The sequence below is a fragment of the Cereibacter ovatus genome (assembly GCF_900207575.1).
GTDB lineage: Bacteria > Pseudomonadota > Alphaproteobacteria > Rhodobacterales > Rhodobacteraceae > Cereibacter_A > Cereibacter_A ovatus.
In genome coordinates this window covers 191,023-204,255 of the sequence record NZ_OAOQ01000001.1, presented here as the reverse complement: position 1 = coordinate 204,255, position 13,233 = coordinate 191,023, and the positions used below count along the sequence as shown (strand labels likewise).

Annotated in this window: 16 protein-coding genes; 1 reads left to right on the top strand and 15 read right to left on the bottom strand. The window is 65.7% G+C overall.

Going from position 1 to position 13,233, the window contains the following annotated elements; genetic code table 11:
- Window positions 1–51: 51 nt before the first annotated feature.
- The 14 genes from CRO07_RS00925 to gfa all read right to left on the bottom strand — a co-directional run bounded on the left by CRO07_RS00925 (window position 52) and on the right by gfa (window position 11,637).
- Window positions 52–654: a hypothetical protein gene (locus CRO07_RS00925; RefSeq protein ID WP_176504456.1), complete on the bottom strand. Its 603-nt coding sequence runs from the start codon at window positions 652–654 to the stop codon at window positions 52–54.
- A gap of 12 nt (window positions 655–666) precedes the next feature.
- On the bottom strand, window positions 667–1,521 hold the full coding sequence (locus CRO07_RS00920) for an ABC transporter permease (protein ID WP_097028805.1): 855 nt from the start codon (window positions 1,519–1,521) through the stop codon (window positions 667–669).
- Window positions 1,518–2,246, bottom strand: a complete 729-nt coding sequence (locus CRO07_RS00915; RefSeq protein ID WP_097028804.1) for an ATP-binding cassette domain-containing protein — start codon at window positions 2,244–2,246, stop codon at window positions 1,518–1,520. Before CRO07_RS00915 ends, CRO07_RS00920 begins: the two co-directional genes overlap by 4 nt.
- Window positions 2,243–2,458: a PepSY domain-containing protein gene (locus tag CRO07_RS00910; RefSeq protein ID WP_407919615.1), complete on the bottom strand. Its 216-nt coding sequence runs from the start codon at window positions 2,456–2,458 to the stop codon at window positions 2,243–2,245. Before CRO07_RS00910 ends, CRO07_RS00915 begins: the two co-directional genes overlap by 4 nt.
- Window positions 2,459–2,499: 41 nt before the next feature.
- Window positions 2,500–2,931, bottom strand: a complete 432-nt coding sequence (locus CRO07_RS00905; protein WP_097028803.1) for a cupredoxin domain-containing protein — start codon at window positions 2,929–2,931, stop codon at window positions 2,500–2,502.
- 16 nt (window positions 2,932–2,947) lie between these two features.
- Window positions 2,948–3,910: a YVTN family beta-propeller repeat protein gene (locus CRO07_RS00900; RefSeq protein WP_097029031.1), complete on the bottom strand. Its 963-nt coding sequence runs from the start codon at window positions 3,908–3,910 to the stop codon at window positions 2,948–2,950.
- Window positions 3,911–3,915: 5 nt separating this feature from the next.
- Entirely contained in the window at window positions 3,916–5,100 is a 1,185-nt protein-coding gene (locus CRO07_RS00895; protein WP_097028802.1) for an ABC transporter substrate-binding protein, read from the bottom strand.
- A 51-nt stretch (window positions 5,101–5,151) separates the two neighbouring features.
- Complete coding sequence (locus CRO07_RS00890) at window positions 5,152–5,682, bottom strand: PQQ-dependent catabolism-associated CXXCW motif protein (RefSeq protein ID WP_097028801.1); 531 nt, start codon at window positions 5,680–5,682, stop codon at window positions 5,152–5,154.
- Entirely contained in the window at window positions 5,679–6,494 is an 816-nt protein-coding gene (locus CRO07_RS00885; protein ID WP_176504455.1) for a substrate-binding domain-containing protein, read from the bottom strand. The genes CRO07_RS00890 and CRO07_RS00885 overlap by 4 nt, the downstream gene beginning before the upstream one ends.
- Complete coding sequence (locus CRO07_RS00880; RefSeq protein ID WP_097028799.1) at window positions 6,491–7,021, bottom strand: c-type cytochrome, methanol metabolism-related; 531 nt, start codon at window positions 7,019–7,021, stop codon at window positions 6,491–6,493. Before CRO07_RS00880 ends, CRO07_RS00885 begins: the two co-directional genes overlap by 4 nt.
- Window positions 7,022–7,120: 99 nt before the next feature.
- Window positions 7,121–8,923 carry a methanol/ethanol family PQQ-dependent dehydrogenase gene (locus tag CRO07_RS00875; protein WP_097028798.1) on the bottom strand — a complete coding sequence of 601 codons (1,803 nt, stop codon included), beginning with the start codon at window positions 8,921–8,923 and terminating at the stop codon, window positions 7,121–7,123.
- A 100-nt stretch (window positions 8,924–9,023) separates the two neighbouring features.
- Window positions 9,024–9,572 carry a c-type cytochrome gene (locus tag CRO07_RS00870; RefSeq protein ID WP_097028797.1) on the bottom strand — a complete coding sequence of 183 codons (549 nt, stop codon included), beginning with the start codon at window positions 9,570–9,572 and terminating at the stop codon, window positions 9,024–9,026.
- A 159-nt stretch (window positions 9,573–9,731) separates the two neighbouring features.
- Entirely contained in the window at window positions 9,732–10,862 is a 1,131-nt protein-coding gene (locus CRO07_RS00865; protein ID WP_097028796.1) for an S-(hydroxymethyl)glutathione dehydrogenase/class III alcohol dehydrogenase, read from the bottom strand.
- 181 nt (window positions 10,863–11,043) lie between these two features.
- The gene (gene gfa / locus CRO07_RS00860) at window positions 11,044–11,637 is read right to left on the bottom strand and encodes an S-(hydroxymethyl)glutathione synthase (RefSeq protein ID WP_097028795.1); all 594 of its coding nucleotides are present in this window, start codon (window positions 11,635–11,637) and stop codon (window positions 11,044–11,046) included.
- A gap of 126 nt (window positions 11,638–11,763) precedes the next feature.
- On the opposite strand from gfa, the gene CRO07_RS00855 reads away from it, so the two are divergent.
- Window positions 11,764–12,255, top strand: coding sequence for a DUF3280 domain-containing protein (locus tag CRO07_RS00855; protein ID WP_097028794.1), 492 nt, complete (start codon window positions 11,764–11,766; stop codon window positions 12,253–12,255).
- A gap of 75 nt (window positions 12,256–12,330) precedes the next feature.
- Here the strand turns inward: CRO07_RS00855 and CRO07_RS00850 are convergent, their stop codons facing one another.
- Window positions 12,331–13,032 (bottom strand): cyclic nucleotide-binding domain-containing protein, encoded by a 702-nt coding sequence (locus CRO07_RS00850; protein WP_235840898.1) that lies wholly within the window; start codon window positions 13,030–13,032, stop codon window positions 12,331–12,333.
- Between the last annotated feature and the right edge of the window lie 201 nt (window positions 13,033–13,233).

Genomic DNA, 13,233 nt, shown 5'->3' with positions numbered 1-13,233 from the left:
CGGCGGCCGGTGGCGCAGGGCCACCGGCCATCTCTCGGCCCCATGCACAGGCTATTTCGGCATATGCGTCATCACCGCACGGCCCAGCGCAAAGGCGCGGCGTTCCAGGATCACCGGCGTCTCGCAGACATGGGTCAGCGACTGCTGCCGGTCGCGAAAGATCCGGGTGTCCCAGTCAAGCTGGGCCTCGACCGCGTCGATCCGGTCAAAGTCCTTGACCTCGGCCGCCATCAGCACCGCCAGTTCGGCACGGCGGGCGTCGATCTGATCGTCCAGCGCGGCCTGTTTGTGGGCGTAACGCGCAATGCCAGCGATGACGCGGGTGCGCACCGCCTCGATCCGTTGAAAGGTTGCCAGAAACAGTGCGGTCATCTCGGCCGGGCTGCGACCTTCGGCAAAGGCCGCGATCCGGGCTTCGGCGTCCTCGATGGGCAGACGGCGCTGTTCCAGAACCTCGGCCAGGGCCTGAATCGCGGCCGAGCGCGCCAGATCCTCGGCCGCCGCATCCGGCACCGGACCCGACCAGACCTGCGCCAGCGACAGATGCGGCTGCTTGCGCTGGATACAGGGCCAGTCTGGGTCCGAGAAATCGGCCGCGCCCGCCATCGGGGCGATCAGGGCAACAAACAGGGCGGCAAGACTCCGTGGCAACATCTGAAAGACCCCCTATCGCTTGCGGCTGGCCCACAGCCCCTTGGACGGATCATACATGAAGACCGCCGCGCCAAAGAACAGGATCGCGGCCCCCGACACCACGGCGAAGGCCACCGGATCGAACCGCAGATAAAGCGCGAACCGGATCAGTTCGACCGAATGGGTGAACGGATTGGCGAAGGCGATGTCGGCCAGAAGCGGGCTGGAATCGCGCAGCCGCCACAACGGGTAAAGCGCGGTCGAGGCGAAGAACATCGGGAAGATCACGAAATTCATCACCCCGGCGAAATTCTCAAGCTGACGGATGGCCGAGGAAATGAACAGCCCCAGCGCCCCCAGCATGATCCCCGACAGAAACAGCGCCGGCAGCACCGCCAGATAGCCCAGAGGCGGCGGCCGGATGCCCCAGAACCACGCGATCAGCAAAAAGGCATAAACCTGAAGGATCGAGACCAGCACCCCCGCCACCAGTTTCGATCCCAACAGGAACCAGCGCGGAAACGGGCTGACCAGAAGCGTGCGCATCGCCCCCGTCTCACGGTCGTAGACCATCGACAGCGATGACTGCATCCCGTTGAAAAGCTGGATCATCGCGCACAGGCCGGGGGTGACGTAGACCTCGTAGAGCACATAGGTCTGATAGGGTTCAGTGATCGACAGGCCAAGAACGGCGCGAAAGCCCGCAGCAAAGATGAACAGCCAGACCAGCGGGCGAACAAGGGCGGCAAGGAACCGCTCGCGCTGGTGGGCAAAACGCAGGACTTCCCGCGCGGTAATGCCGGCAAAGGCGGTCAGATAGCCGGCCAGACCCAGCCCATGGCCGGGGCGCGATGCCGGTCGCAAGGGCGGGCGCTGTGGTGCGGTCATGCCTGTTCCCCCGTCAGCGCAAGGAAGCCTTGCGACAGGCTGCCCCCCAGATCAGAGGCGCGCCCCGAAAGCCGCACCTCGCCCCGGTGCAGCACCACCACCCGATCCTCGGGGGCGACCTCTTCCATCATATGCGTGGCCCACAGCGCGGAAACACCCTGCGTCGCGATCAGGTCGCGCACCACCGCCCCCACCTCGGCGCGCGAGCGCAGGTCAAGCCCGGCCGTCGCCTCGTCCAGCAGCAGAAGTTCAGGCCGGTGCAGCAGCGCGCGGGCGATCTCGGCCCGGCGCTGCTGACCGCCCGATAGCGTGGACACCCGGGCGCCGGCCTTGTCGCCAAGCCGGACAAGGGCCAGAACCTCGTCGATCCGCGCCGCCGCCTCTCGTCGGCCGATGCCGTGCAGCGCCGCGTGATAGCGCAGGTTCTGCCGCAGCGTCAGATCGGCATCCAGCGCGCGGCTTTGAAACACCACACCCAGCCGCGCCAGCGCCTCGCCGGGCTGGCGGCGGGCGTCAAAGCCCGCCACCCGGATCGTGCCGCTGGTGCTGTCGTAAAGCCGGGTGATCAGCGAAACCAGCGTGGTCTTGCCCGCGCCATTCACCCCCAGAAGCGCCACGAACGCGCCGCGCGGGACGGTGAAACTGACATCGCGCAGCGCCTGAACCGGCCCGAAGGCATGGCTGAGGTCTGCGATATCCAGCGCGGGCGGACCTTCGTGGATCATTCCTTGCGGCGCTCCGTCACGTTCAGATCGGCATCAAGCTTGATGTCATACTGCCCGTCGGCGCAGAAAACGTCATCCAGTTCCCAGCCGGCATCTTCGGGTTCGATGTTCGCGGGATCGACCTCGCACTGCATCCCGGCAAGAAGCGCATTGATCCGGTCGAGTGTCGCCTGATCGGTTTCCTGTGCAATGACGGGGGTCGCTGCCAACACGGCGCCAATTGCGAAAATTCTTTTCATCATGTCCCCTCGTGTCAGCGGATGGTGAAGGTGGCGCGCTGGCTTTCGCCGGACGAGCCGGGGATCGACAGCGTGAACGTCCCCGGCACGACCGCCACAAAGCTGATCCGCGCCTCGCCCGCCTCGTCGAATTCCAGCGAATGAACCCCCATCGGGCGGATCTCGATGCCGTTGATGACGATCTCGTTGATCCAGATCGCGCGGAAGAAATCGCCCCCCGACAGCGCAAGTTCGGCCGATCCGTCGGCCACGATCTTCATCCGGTAATAGGTGCCCGACTTCAGCTCATAGGGTGCCGCGGCCACGGGTTTGCCCGAAGCCAGCGTCAGATCCGCCAGATCCTGCCGGTTCGACGCCGACATGAGTCCGGCAAAGCCGAAGTCATGCGCCATGACCGGCGCCGCCAGCGCCATTCCCAGTGCGAAGGCCAATGCCCGCGTGATCATCCCTGCATCCTCCCTGTCATTGCACCGCCACCACGCCCCACGGCTGTTCGCCCACCTGAACCGAGCGGATCACCTCATCCGAGGCGACGTCGATGATCGAGATGTCATTCGAGTTGCCGTTGGTCGTGAAAAGATATTTCTCATCCGGCGAAAAGGCGAGCTGCCAGACCCGCTGGCCAACCAGCAGGTAATCCGTCACCTCCCATGTCGTGCCATCGATCACGGCCACGCGGTTGGCCGGCCCCAGCGCGACATAGGCTTTCGATCCGTCCCGCGTCACCCGCACGCCCACCGGCTGAAGCGCCTCGGGCAGGACGCCCGGCACCGCAAAGCTGATCTTGGTGCGGATCTCGCCGGTTGCCGGATCGATCACCGACACCGTGCCGCCGATCTCGGACGAGACCAGCAGCGACTTGCCGTCGGCGGTGAACTGGGCAAAGCGCGGGCGCTGATCGACCAGCACGTTCTGCACGATCTCGAAACTGGTGGTGTCGATGAAATGGGCCATGTTCGTCGTTTCGGATGTGTTGACGACAATGCCGCCATCTGGCGAAACACCCATCCCCTCTGGTTCGACCCCCACCGGCACTTCGGCCAGCACGGTGCGGGTTTCCACATCGACCACGGTCACGATGTTGTCGTCCTCGTTCGCGATGTAGAGCGGGTTGCCTGACGGATGCAGCACGAACAGTTCAGGGTCGGGTCCGGAAGGCAGGCTGGGCAGTTCCTGATAGCTGTCGGTATCGAACACCCGCACCAGATTGTCGTCCGATGCGCAGACATAAAGTCGCTTGCCATCGGGCGAGGCGGTGATGCCGCGCGGGCGCTGACCGCCCGGGAAAGTGGCGATGACCTCGAAGCTGGTGCCATCCAGAACGGTGATGTCGTTGCCCTTTTCGTTCGAGACGAAGATCTTGCCCGCGAAGGCGGGACTGGCCGCAAGCAGGCAGGCGGCAAGCGCGGTGGATCGTGTCAGCATCGCGTTCATTCCTTTCTGTCGATCCGGCAACCGGATTCGGGCCGGTCGGTCCCCAGCGTGTCAAGCTGCGAGACCTGATGCAGATATTCCGACTGCGGCGAGACCGAAGCCACGATCGGCCCCGACCCCAGCAGGATCGGCTGGCGAAGCTGGCCATCCCAGTCGCGGAAGGTCAGCGCCTGCCCCTTGAAGGCCCCAAGTTGGAACTGATCGCCCAGCATGTAGTCGCGCAGCACCGCCATGTCGCCCGATCCGGTGCGGGTCGCCGCCTCTCCGATGGCGCGCAGCGCCAGCCAGACCTGATAATCCTCTTCGCGCGCGGGCCGGGCGGACTGCTTTTCGAACCGGGTCTGAAACTGGGTGCCGCCCCACATCTCCATCGCGGGATGCCATGTGACGGGACGCAGGCCGGCCGACCCCGCCACCGGGCGCGGCTCCCATGTGTGAAAGGGCAGATAGGCTGCAAAAAGGCCGGTCTCATCGGCGGCCACCACCACGTCATGGTCGGCCGCGCGCTGGGTGAAAGCAGGGATCTGCGCCTGTATCTGCACAAGGCCGCTGTCGGTCGCCCGGGCGCCGCCGGTATCTTCGAAGGTGCGTTCCTCGACGATGCGGGCGCCAAACTTGGTCGCGGCGCGGCGCAGCGCATCGGCCAGCGCGCGGTCAGCAGGGTGGCTGCCCGAAATCAGGAACCACTCGTCCCAGCGTTTCCACATCAGGAACTGCGCCAGCCCATCGGCCACCATCGCACGCGAGGGCGCCACATGCAGCAGGTTCGCCCGGCACTGATCGTTGCGCAATTCGTCGCCACGGGCGCGGGCGTTGAACAGCAACACCCCCTCGCCCGCCGCATCGGCCAGCGCCAGCGTCGTCGCCTCATCCGCCAGCGTCACCACCATCCGCGTGCCGCGGGCGACCAGCGCCTCGATCGCCTGAACCGCGGTCTCGGGGGTGGCGGTCACTTCCTCGGTGATGAAGGTCTGGCCCATGAAACGGCCGGTGGTGGCATTGTCGGCCGTCCCCAGCCGCGCGCCGGCCAGACCCAGATCGTCGGGTGGCAGATCCAGCCGCGAGACCGGGGGCCGGCCCTGCACATCCACCCGCAGCACCGCAGCGCGGATCTCGGTCTGGGCCGCGACGGTCGCGGGCCACACAAGCGCCGCCAGAACCGCGGCCTTCAGATGTCGCATGACGCAAACCTCCTGACACATTCCAAAGCCATGGGCAAAAGCATGGGCCGATCATGGCCCCGGCGCGGGAACTGCCTCCTGCAATGTGCCGCCTTCGGCCTGCCAATCCTCGACCCCGCCGGGGAACCATTGCACCCCGGCAAACCCCCAGCCCAGCGCCCGCTTGGCCGCGTTCCACGACATCCAGCAGTCGCGCTTGCAAAAGATCACCAGCGGGGCGGCGGGCTGGCCGCCGGTCACGCGCGCCAGCCCGTCGCGCAGATAGCGTTCCTCGTCCGGGGCAAGGCGATCATAGCCGGTATCGGGCAGCCAGACCGCGCCGGGAATGGTGCGATGCGCGGGCACATGCCAGATCGTGCCCTGTGGCAGACCTTCTGGCCGCTTCTGGCGCGGCAGCACATCGACAAAGGGCACACCCTGCGCATGAAGACGCGCGGCCTCGGCCGCGGTCAGGCCGGGCCGACCCTCGACCGTGGCGGGAACCGGCGCGCGATAGGGCTCGGCGCGAAAGCCCGACGGTTCGGGAACCTCGGCCGCCGCCGGCAGTGCCGCGGCAAGGAACAAGGCCGCCAGCGCCCTCATTCCGCAGCCTTCAGCCCGCGGCCGTAATCGTCCAGCAGCGGCACGCCCGCATCGCGCAGGATCGCATCCAGCGCCGCCTGTTCACGCCGCAGAACCGAGTTCAACGCGCGCTTCCAGACATCCTCGCCCTGCCGCACGCCCATGGTGATGCGATAGTAAAGCCGCGGCGCACCTTCTTCGGCCAGCAGCGGCACCACCTTCAGTGCCGGGCGCCCCTTGGCCAGCGGACCGCCCACCGGCCCCCACAGCACCGCCGCATCGGTGGCGCCCGTTTCCAGATCGTCCAGCATGTCGCCCGCCGGATTCTCGACCCGGCGATCCACCATCAGATTGTAGGGACGGGCCTTGGCCATCAGCCCGTGGCGCACCAGATGCGACGCGGGCGGCGAGCCCGCCACCACGCCGACCCGCCGCCCCTGCAAGGCGGGATCGGCCAGCGAGGTCACCCCCGCCAGCGGCCCGTCGGCCCGAACCACCAGAACATGGGTTGAGGTGTAATAATGGTTGGTGTTCAGAACCAGTTCGTCGCCCTGCGCATAGCCGATCACCACGTCACACTTGCCGGCAAACAGCGTGTTGCGCGCAAAGCCCGTCACCATCGGGAACCAGGTATAATCCAGCGGCTTGCCCAGAACCTTCGCCAGATGCTCGGCGATGCGGTTCTCGAATCCCGTTCCGTCCTGGCTGGACATCGGGGCGTTGGCAGGGTCGGCACAGACACGGAACGCCTGATCCGAGACCAGATCGGCCACCTGCGCCGCCGCCGGTGCCGCGGCCAGAAGGCCCGCGGCCAGCAGCGCAAACCGGGTCATTCCATGCACGTCTTTTCCACCTCGGCATATTCCGGGGTCTTGTCGGCGCGCTTGGCCGGCCGGCCGCGATCCAGCGCCCCCGATCCGCGGGCGCGCAGATAGGTCCAGATGTCGTCGACATAGCACATCACGTTCGGATTGGTACCGAAGGCCGGCATCACAAGGTTCATGGCGGCGCCGACCTCTTGCTTGCCGTTGGCGATCGTCGCCAGAAAATCATAATAATCCAGCCGCATCACGCTGTCCTTCAACGGCGGCGCATAGGTCGAGCCCATGCCGTCCGGCCCGTGGCAGACGTGACATTCCGACTGATAGCGGCGGTATCCCGAGAAGGTGGGCCAGTCCACCGTGCCATCCTCGGCGATGTTGAAGGTCGGCACCTCGTCGGCGTTGTAGGACCGGATGCCGTCCGTCGATGCGACCGCGACATCCACGCCTTGCGCCGCCGCCTCGGCCGAGGCCAGAGGCGAGACGCCGGCCATCAGGACAAGGGCCGCCACCGCCCCCAGGGACACAGTGGTCTTCATTTCGGTTCTTCTCCTTGCGGTGGAATGCCACCCGCGCGGGGCGGCTGCGGCTGCGGCAGGCCGGGGCCTTGCGACCCCGGCCCCCGGATGGTCCGGCCGTCAGTTCGGCAGAGCGAACACGGTCAACTGACCGCCCAGACGGGTGTAGTCGCTAAGCGCGGCATAGCCGCCCACCGCGCCCAGACCCTCGTTCGGGTTGGTCAGACCCGCGGCAAGGCCGATCCCCGCCCAACCGCCGACCCCCGACAGCACGCCGACATATTGCTTGCCGTTATGCTCGTAGGTCATCACGTTGCCGATCACGCCCGAGGGCGTCTTGAAGCGGAACAGCTCCTTGCCGCTTTCGGCATCCACCGCCTTCAGATAGCCTTCCAGCGTGCCGTAGAACACCACATCGCCCGCCGTGGCCAAGGCCCCCGACCAGACCGAGAACTGCTCGGGCAGCGACCATTTGATCTCGCCCTTGGTCGCGTCCCAGGCGATGAAGTTGCCCATGCCGCCATGGCTGTTCGGCGCGGGATACATCGACAGCGTAGCGCCGACATAGGGCTGACCGGCGGAATAGCTGACGCGATAGGGTTCGTAATCCATGCAGACGTGGTTCGTCGGCACATAGAACAGCCCGGTCCGGGGCGAGAAAGAGCCCGGCTGCTGGTCCTTGGACCCCAGCGCCGCCGGGCAGACGCCGGTGGTGTTGGTGTCCTCGCCGTTCTGGGCGGTGGAATACTGCGCCACCACCTGCGGACGGCCATACTGGTCCGAATCCTTGTCCATGTTGACCTCGGAGGCCCAGTTCACCGCCGGATCATACTTTTTCGCCACGAGAAGTTCACCGGACTCGCGGTCCATGGTGTAGGCAAAGCCGTTGCGGTCGAAGTTCACCAGAAGCTTGCGCATCTGGCCGTCGATCTCCTGATCGACAAGGATGTTCTCGTTCACCCCGTCATAGTCCCACTCGTCATGCGGGGTTTTCTGATACATCCACTTGGCCATGCCGGTATCGGGATCGCGGGCCATGATGGTCATCGACCACTTGTTGTCCCCCGGGCGCTGCGACGGGTTCCAGGTCGAAGGGTTGCCGGTGCCGTAATAGACCAGATCCAGTTCCGGGTCATAGGAATACCAGCCCCAGGTGGTGCCACCACCGATCTGCCACTGATCGCCCTCCCAGCTTTGCAGCGAGGAATCCTTGCCCACCGGCTTGCCCAGCACCATGGTCTTTTCCGGGTCGACCAGCATCTCGGCATCCGGCCCGGTCGAGAAAGCCCGCCAGACCTGCGCGCCCGTCTTCATGTCATAGGCGGTCACATGGCCCCGCACGCCGAATTCGCCGCCCGAGATGCCGACAAGCACCTTGTCCTTCACCGGCAGCACGGTCGCGGTGTTGGTCTGGCCTGCCGCCGGATCGCCGTTCTGAACGCTCCATTTCACTTCGCCGGTCTTGGCATCCAGCGCCACCACCGTGGTATCGGCCTGATGCAGGAAGATCATGCCGTCGGCATAGGCCACGCCGCGGTTGACGGTGTCGCAGCACATGACGCCGATCACGTCCGGGTTCTGCTTCGGTTCATACCGCCAGATGATCTTGCCGTCCTGATTCAGGTCCAGAGCATAGACGTTGTTCGGGAACGGGGTATGGACATACATGATCCCGTCGATCACCAGCGGCGAGCCTTCGTGCCCGCGCAGCACCCCGGTCGAGAAGGTCCAGGCAACCTGAAGGTTGCCCACATTCTCGCGCGTGATCTGGCTCAGTTCCGAGTAACGGGTGTTGGCATAATCCCCGGTCTGGATGGCCCATTGCTTGGCGTCGCCGGTGGCCTGGATCACCGAGTCGTTGGCAAGGACTGGTGCGGCCGAAAGCATGAGGGTCGCACAAAGACCCGTCTTCAGCATTCTCATCTGGCTCCTCCCGATGTTGAATTCTTTTGGCGATCACTTGATCTTCAAATCGCAGGCCCGGCCGCCTTCCCCCTTGGCGTCCTCCAGTCCTGCGATGATGCTAAGGGGCGGCGAAACGACGCGTCAACGAGGCCCTTGGCGCTGTAAGCCCAAAGTATGACCGCCCCCTCAGGACGCGATCGAGGTGGAAAACGCCATTCCGCGCCATGGTTTTCACCCCTTCCACCTCGGCGCTCATGGCGGGATCGCCGGCTTCCTGCACGGGGCTGGCAGATACGCTGCCAAGACAGGCGATCAGGTCGGCCAGCTCGTCAGGGGTGCGGATGCCGGGCATGGCCTTGCGCGGATTGGCCAGGAAATCGGCCAGCGTCACATGATCCCGGACCAGACCCGTTTCGGCCGCGCCGGTCGGGCCGGGGGAATAGTCGCCCCCCTCCAGACTGGCCGCGGGCCGGCCGACGATGCCGGTCAGGATCGGCCCGGTCTTGTGGGCGGCCCCCTCGCCGATCTGATGGCAGACCGAACATTTGCGAAAGACATTCTCGCCTGTCTGCGGATCGCCTTCGCTTGCAAAGGCGGGGGCCGGCGCCAAGTCATTCCCGGCTGCCGCGACACGCACTGTCGCGGCACGGATGTCTGTCAGTCTCATGGTCTTCTCCCTTGGCGGATCGCAGCGGGCGTTCCGTCTTGCGACAGCCGCCCTGCCCCACACGACCCGGGGCACACTCGTACCGGCACTTGGGAAAAAGGGGCACTTTTCAACCGGCCCGGTCACAGCGACCGGGCCGGGACGGGCAGACCGGCCCGCTTAATACACCACGACCGAGCGGATGCTTTCGCCCGCCTTCATCAGATCGAACCCCTTGTTGATCTCGTCCAGCGTCAAAAGGTGGGTAATCATCGGGTCGATCTGGATCTTGCCGTCCATGTACCAGTCGACGATCTTCGGCACATCCGTCCGCCCCCGCGCACCGCCAAAGGCCGAGCCCTTCCACACCCGTCCCGTCACCAGCTGGAACGGCCGGGTCTGGATCTCGGCCCCGGCAGGCGCCACGCCGATCACGATCGACTGGCCCCAGCCGCGATGGCAGGCCTCAAGCGCCTGCCGCATCACCTTGACGTTGCCGGTGCAATCGAAGGTGTAGTCGGCGCCGCCGATCTGATCGAAGGGCGTCTTGGTCATATTGACAAGATGGGCCACGATGTCGCCGTCGATCTCGGCGGGGTTGACGAAATGCGTCATCCCGAACCGCTCGCCCCATTCCTTCTTGGCGTTGTTCAGATCGACGCCGATGATCATGTCGGCGCCCGCCAGCCGCAGGCCCTGAATCACGTTCAGCCCGATGCCGCCCAGACCGAAGACGATGGCCTTGGCGCCGATTTCGACCTTGGCGGTGTTGACCACGGCCCCGATGCCGGTGGTCACGCCGCAGCCGATGTAGCAGATCTTGTCGAAGGGTGCATCCTCGCGCACCTTGGCCACCGCGATCTCGGGCAGGACGGTGTAATTCGAGAAGGTGGAACAGCCCATGTAATGCAGGATCGGCGTGCCATCGAGCATGGAAAAGCGGCTGGTGCCGTCCGGCATCAGCCCCTGCCCCTGCGTCGAACGGATCGAGGTGCAAAGATTGGTCTTCTGGCTAAGGCAGCTTGGGCACTGCCGGCATTCGGGCGTGTAAAGCGGGATGACATGATCGCCGGGCTTCACGCTGGTGACGCCGGGGCCGACCTCGACCACCACGCCCGCGCCTTCATGGCCAAGGATCGCCGGGAACATCCCCTCGGGGTCGGCACCCGACAGGGTGAATTCGTCGGTGTGGCAGATGCCGGTGGCCTTGATCTCGACCATCACCTCGCCGGCCTTCGGGCCTTCAAGGTTGACCTCCATGATCTCCAGCGGTTTGCCGGCTTCGACCGCAACGGCGGCACGGGTGCGCATGATACTCTCCTTCTCTTGAACCCGTGGCACCGCCGCGGGCCTGTCATTGATCCAGCTTACGAGGAAATCCGGCCAGAGCCAGATCGGAAAAAAGGATGAGTGACCAAAGGTTGCGCCAAAAAAGGCACCCCCCGGACCGGCCGGGGGCAGCCGAAGCGCCCCCGGCCAAAGCAGGCGCGGCCTATGCGACCAGCTTGCCCGAGCGTTTCGCCAGATGGGTGGCGATTGCATCCATCAAGGGCGGCGACAGCGCATCGTAAGGTTCCAGCCCCAGGTCGCGCAGCCGCGCCCGGATGCCATCCATCCGGTCCGGCGACACCCCGCTTTCGATCACCGACGACACGAAGGCGGCAAAGCCGGGCGCGGCCCAGCCCTCATCGGTGGACAGCTCGGTATGGATGAAATCCAGCCCGTAGAACGGATGGTTCTTGTCCTCGATCCGGCCATACATGTGGGTGCCGCAGCCGGTGCAGGCATAGCGTTGGATCGCCGTGTTCGGATCCACGACCTTCAGCTTGTCGCCGTTGGCCACCACCTCGACCGCGCCCCGCGGCACCACCGCCACCATGCTGAAGATCGCACCATCAGGTTTCCAGCATTTGGTGCAGCCACAGACGTGGTTATGTGCCGCCTGCGCGGTGATGCGGACCTCGACCGGGCGGTCGGTGCATTTGCAGCGCAGCGTCCCGCCCTGAAAATCCTCGCGGCCCGGCTTGACCCCCTCATCAACCGACGGGTGGATCTTCACGTCACTTCCCTCTGTCATGTCGGTCATTGCATCCTCCCTGAAATGCGCCCCGAGTGTCGCAAGACCGCCCGAGTCCCGCGAGTCAGCCATTGGGGGGAGACCCCGACCTAAGACCGGGTTGCCGCGCGGCATAGGGCGCGACAGGCTGGGGCCATGATACGCACCGCCAGCCTTCTTGCCCTGCTCGCCTCGCCCGCCATTGCCGATGACCTGTGGCAGGGCCGCAGCGCCGCCTTCTTCGGCGTCACGCTGATCGACACCTCGGCCGAGGGCGAAATGAACGGCCCCCGTCTGGATGAGACCGCCCGGATCGAGATGGTCGAGGCGCAGGCCGCCCGCGCCCTGCGGGCGCATGGGCTGCGGCTGGTGGATCTGGCGCCGGTGACCGGGGAACTGGCCCGGACACGGAACCCCGCCGCCTGCAATGGATGCGAATTGCGGATGGCACGCCGGCTGGGGGCCGATTACGCCGTGGTGGCCGAGGTGCAGAAGGTTTCGAACCTGATCCTGTCGATGAACCTTTACGTCAGGGATGCCACCACCGGGGCGCAGCTGCGCGGCCTAGCGGTGGATATCCGCGGAAACACGGATGAAAGCTGGCAGCGCGGGATGCGTTACATCCTTGAACGGAACCTGTTCAGGTAGGCTGTCATTCACGAAGCGCGAATGACAAGGGGTGCTGCGGGCCGGCCAAGGCGCGCGCCCGGCCGGAGGAGCGGGTCAGGCGCGCTGACGCGCGGCCAGAGCGGACAGAATGCCCACCATCGGGTTGCGATGCGCGGGCGACAGGTCCAGCCCGGCCAGATCCTCAAGCGCCGTCAGACGCGGAATTTCAACCGTGCCATCGGTATGCAGGATCACAAGGCCCCGCCGCATCAGTTCGTTGCGCGCCTCGTCCAGTTGCATCCCCGACAGCGCAAGCAGCGTCGCCAGATCGTCATGCCGGCATTGAAGCGACAGCCGGAACACGCCCATGCTGTCACGCTCGGCCAGACGATGGACACAGATTGCAAGCAGACCGGCCAGACGCTCGACCGGCGGCAGAACCGAGCGCATCCGGGTAAAGATCCGCCGCAGATCTGCGGTCTGCGCCGTCGCCGCGGACAGTGCCGCATAAAGACCGGCATCGCGCAGGGCCGCGGCCTCGACCTCGTGGACGTCGAACCAGCAGACCACAGACGGCACCACCGCCGACACCCGCATCTCGCGGTTGCCACGGAAGGCTTCGCCCAAAGGCTCGCCGGTGGACACAAGATCCATGCCGGTTTCCGCACCGCAGCGCAGCAGCAGCCCGGAATGAAGGATACCGAAGCGCCCGCCCTTCAGGCTGACATCGGTCGGCGCCGCGCCCGGCTGAAGCCCCTCGGATTCCGGGATCAGCGGCCAGACCGAGGCATCGCGCGCCCGGATCGCGGAACACAATGTCCCCCTGCGAAGGGTGCAGTCGTTGCAGCAAGGGGTCGATCCGCAGGCCATGTCTTCAGTCCTCCCGAAGCCTCGCCATTGAGGCACGCGTTTCATGTCGACAACCGAAATACTGATGAACGTCCACCGCCGCCGGATCGGGGCGTTCGGTCTGCCTATGCGAAGGAAAGCACGCCGGCTTTGACCTGCGTCAATTGG

Bases quoted from the DNA above. Each gene is read 5' to 3' on its own strand.
- CRO07_RS00925 (WP_176504456.1), bottom strand. From the start codon at position 654: ATGTTGCCACGGAGTCTTGCCGCCCTGTTTGTTGCCCTGATCGCCCCG.
- CRO07_RS00920 (WP_097028805.1), bottom strand. From the start codon at position 1,521: ATGACCGCACCACAGCGCCCGCCCTTGCGACCGGCATCGCGCCCCGGC.
- CRO07_RS00915 (WP_097028804.1), bottom strand. From the start codon at position 2,246: ATGATCCACGAAGGTCCGCCCGCGCTGGATATCGCAGACCTCAGCCAT.
- CRO07_RS00905 (WP_097028803.1), bottom strand. From the start codon at position 2,931: ATGATCACGCGGGCATTGGCCTTCGCACTGGGAATGGCGCTGGCGGCG.
- CRO07_RS00900 (WP_097029031.1), bottom strand. From the start codon at position 3,910: ATGCTGACACGATCCACCGCGCTTGCCGCCTGCCTGCTTGCGGCCAGT.
- CRO07_RS00895 (WP_097028802.1), bottom strand. From the start codon at position 5,100: ATGCGACATCTGAAGGCCGCGGTTCTGGCGGCGCTTGTGTGGCCCGCG.
- CRO07_RS00890 (WP_097028801.1), bottom strand. From the start codon at position 5,682: ATGAGGGCGCTGGCGGCCTTGTTCCTTGCCGCGGCACTGCCGGCGGCG.
- CRO07_RS00885 (WP_176504455.1), bottom strand. From the start codon at position 6,494: ATGACCCGGTTTGCGCTGCTGGCCGCGGGCCTTCTGGCCGCGGCACCG.
- CRO07_RS00880 (WP_097028799.1), bottom strand. From the start codon at position 7,021: ATGAAGACCACTGTGTCCCTGGGGGCGGTGGCGGCCCTTGTCCTGATG.
- CRO07_RS00875 (WP_097028798.1), bottom strand. From the start codon at position 8,923: ATGAGAATGCTGAAGACGGGTCTTTGTGCGACCCTCATGCTTTCGGCC.
- CRO07_RS00870 (WP_097028797.1), bottom strand. From the start codon at position 9,572: ATGAGACTGACAGACATCCGTGCCGCGACAGTGCGTGTCGCGGCAGCC.
- CRO07_RS00865 (WP_097028796.1), bottom strand. From the start codon at position 10,862: ATGCGCACCCGTGCCGCCGTTGCGGTCGAAGCCGGCAAACCGCTGGAG.
- gfa (WP_097028795.1), bottom strand. From the start codon at position 11,637: ATGACCGACATGACAGAGGGAAGTGACGTGAAGATCCACCCGTCGGTT.
- CRO07_RS00855 (WP_097028794.1), top strand. From the start codon at position 11,764: ATGATACGCACCGCCAGCCTTCTTGCCCTGCTCGCCTCGCCCGCCATT.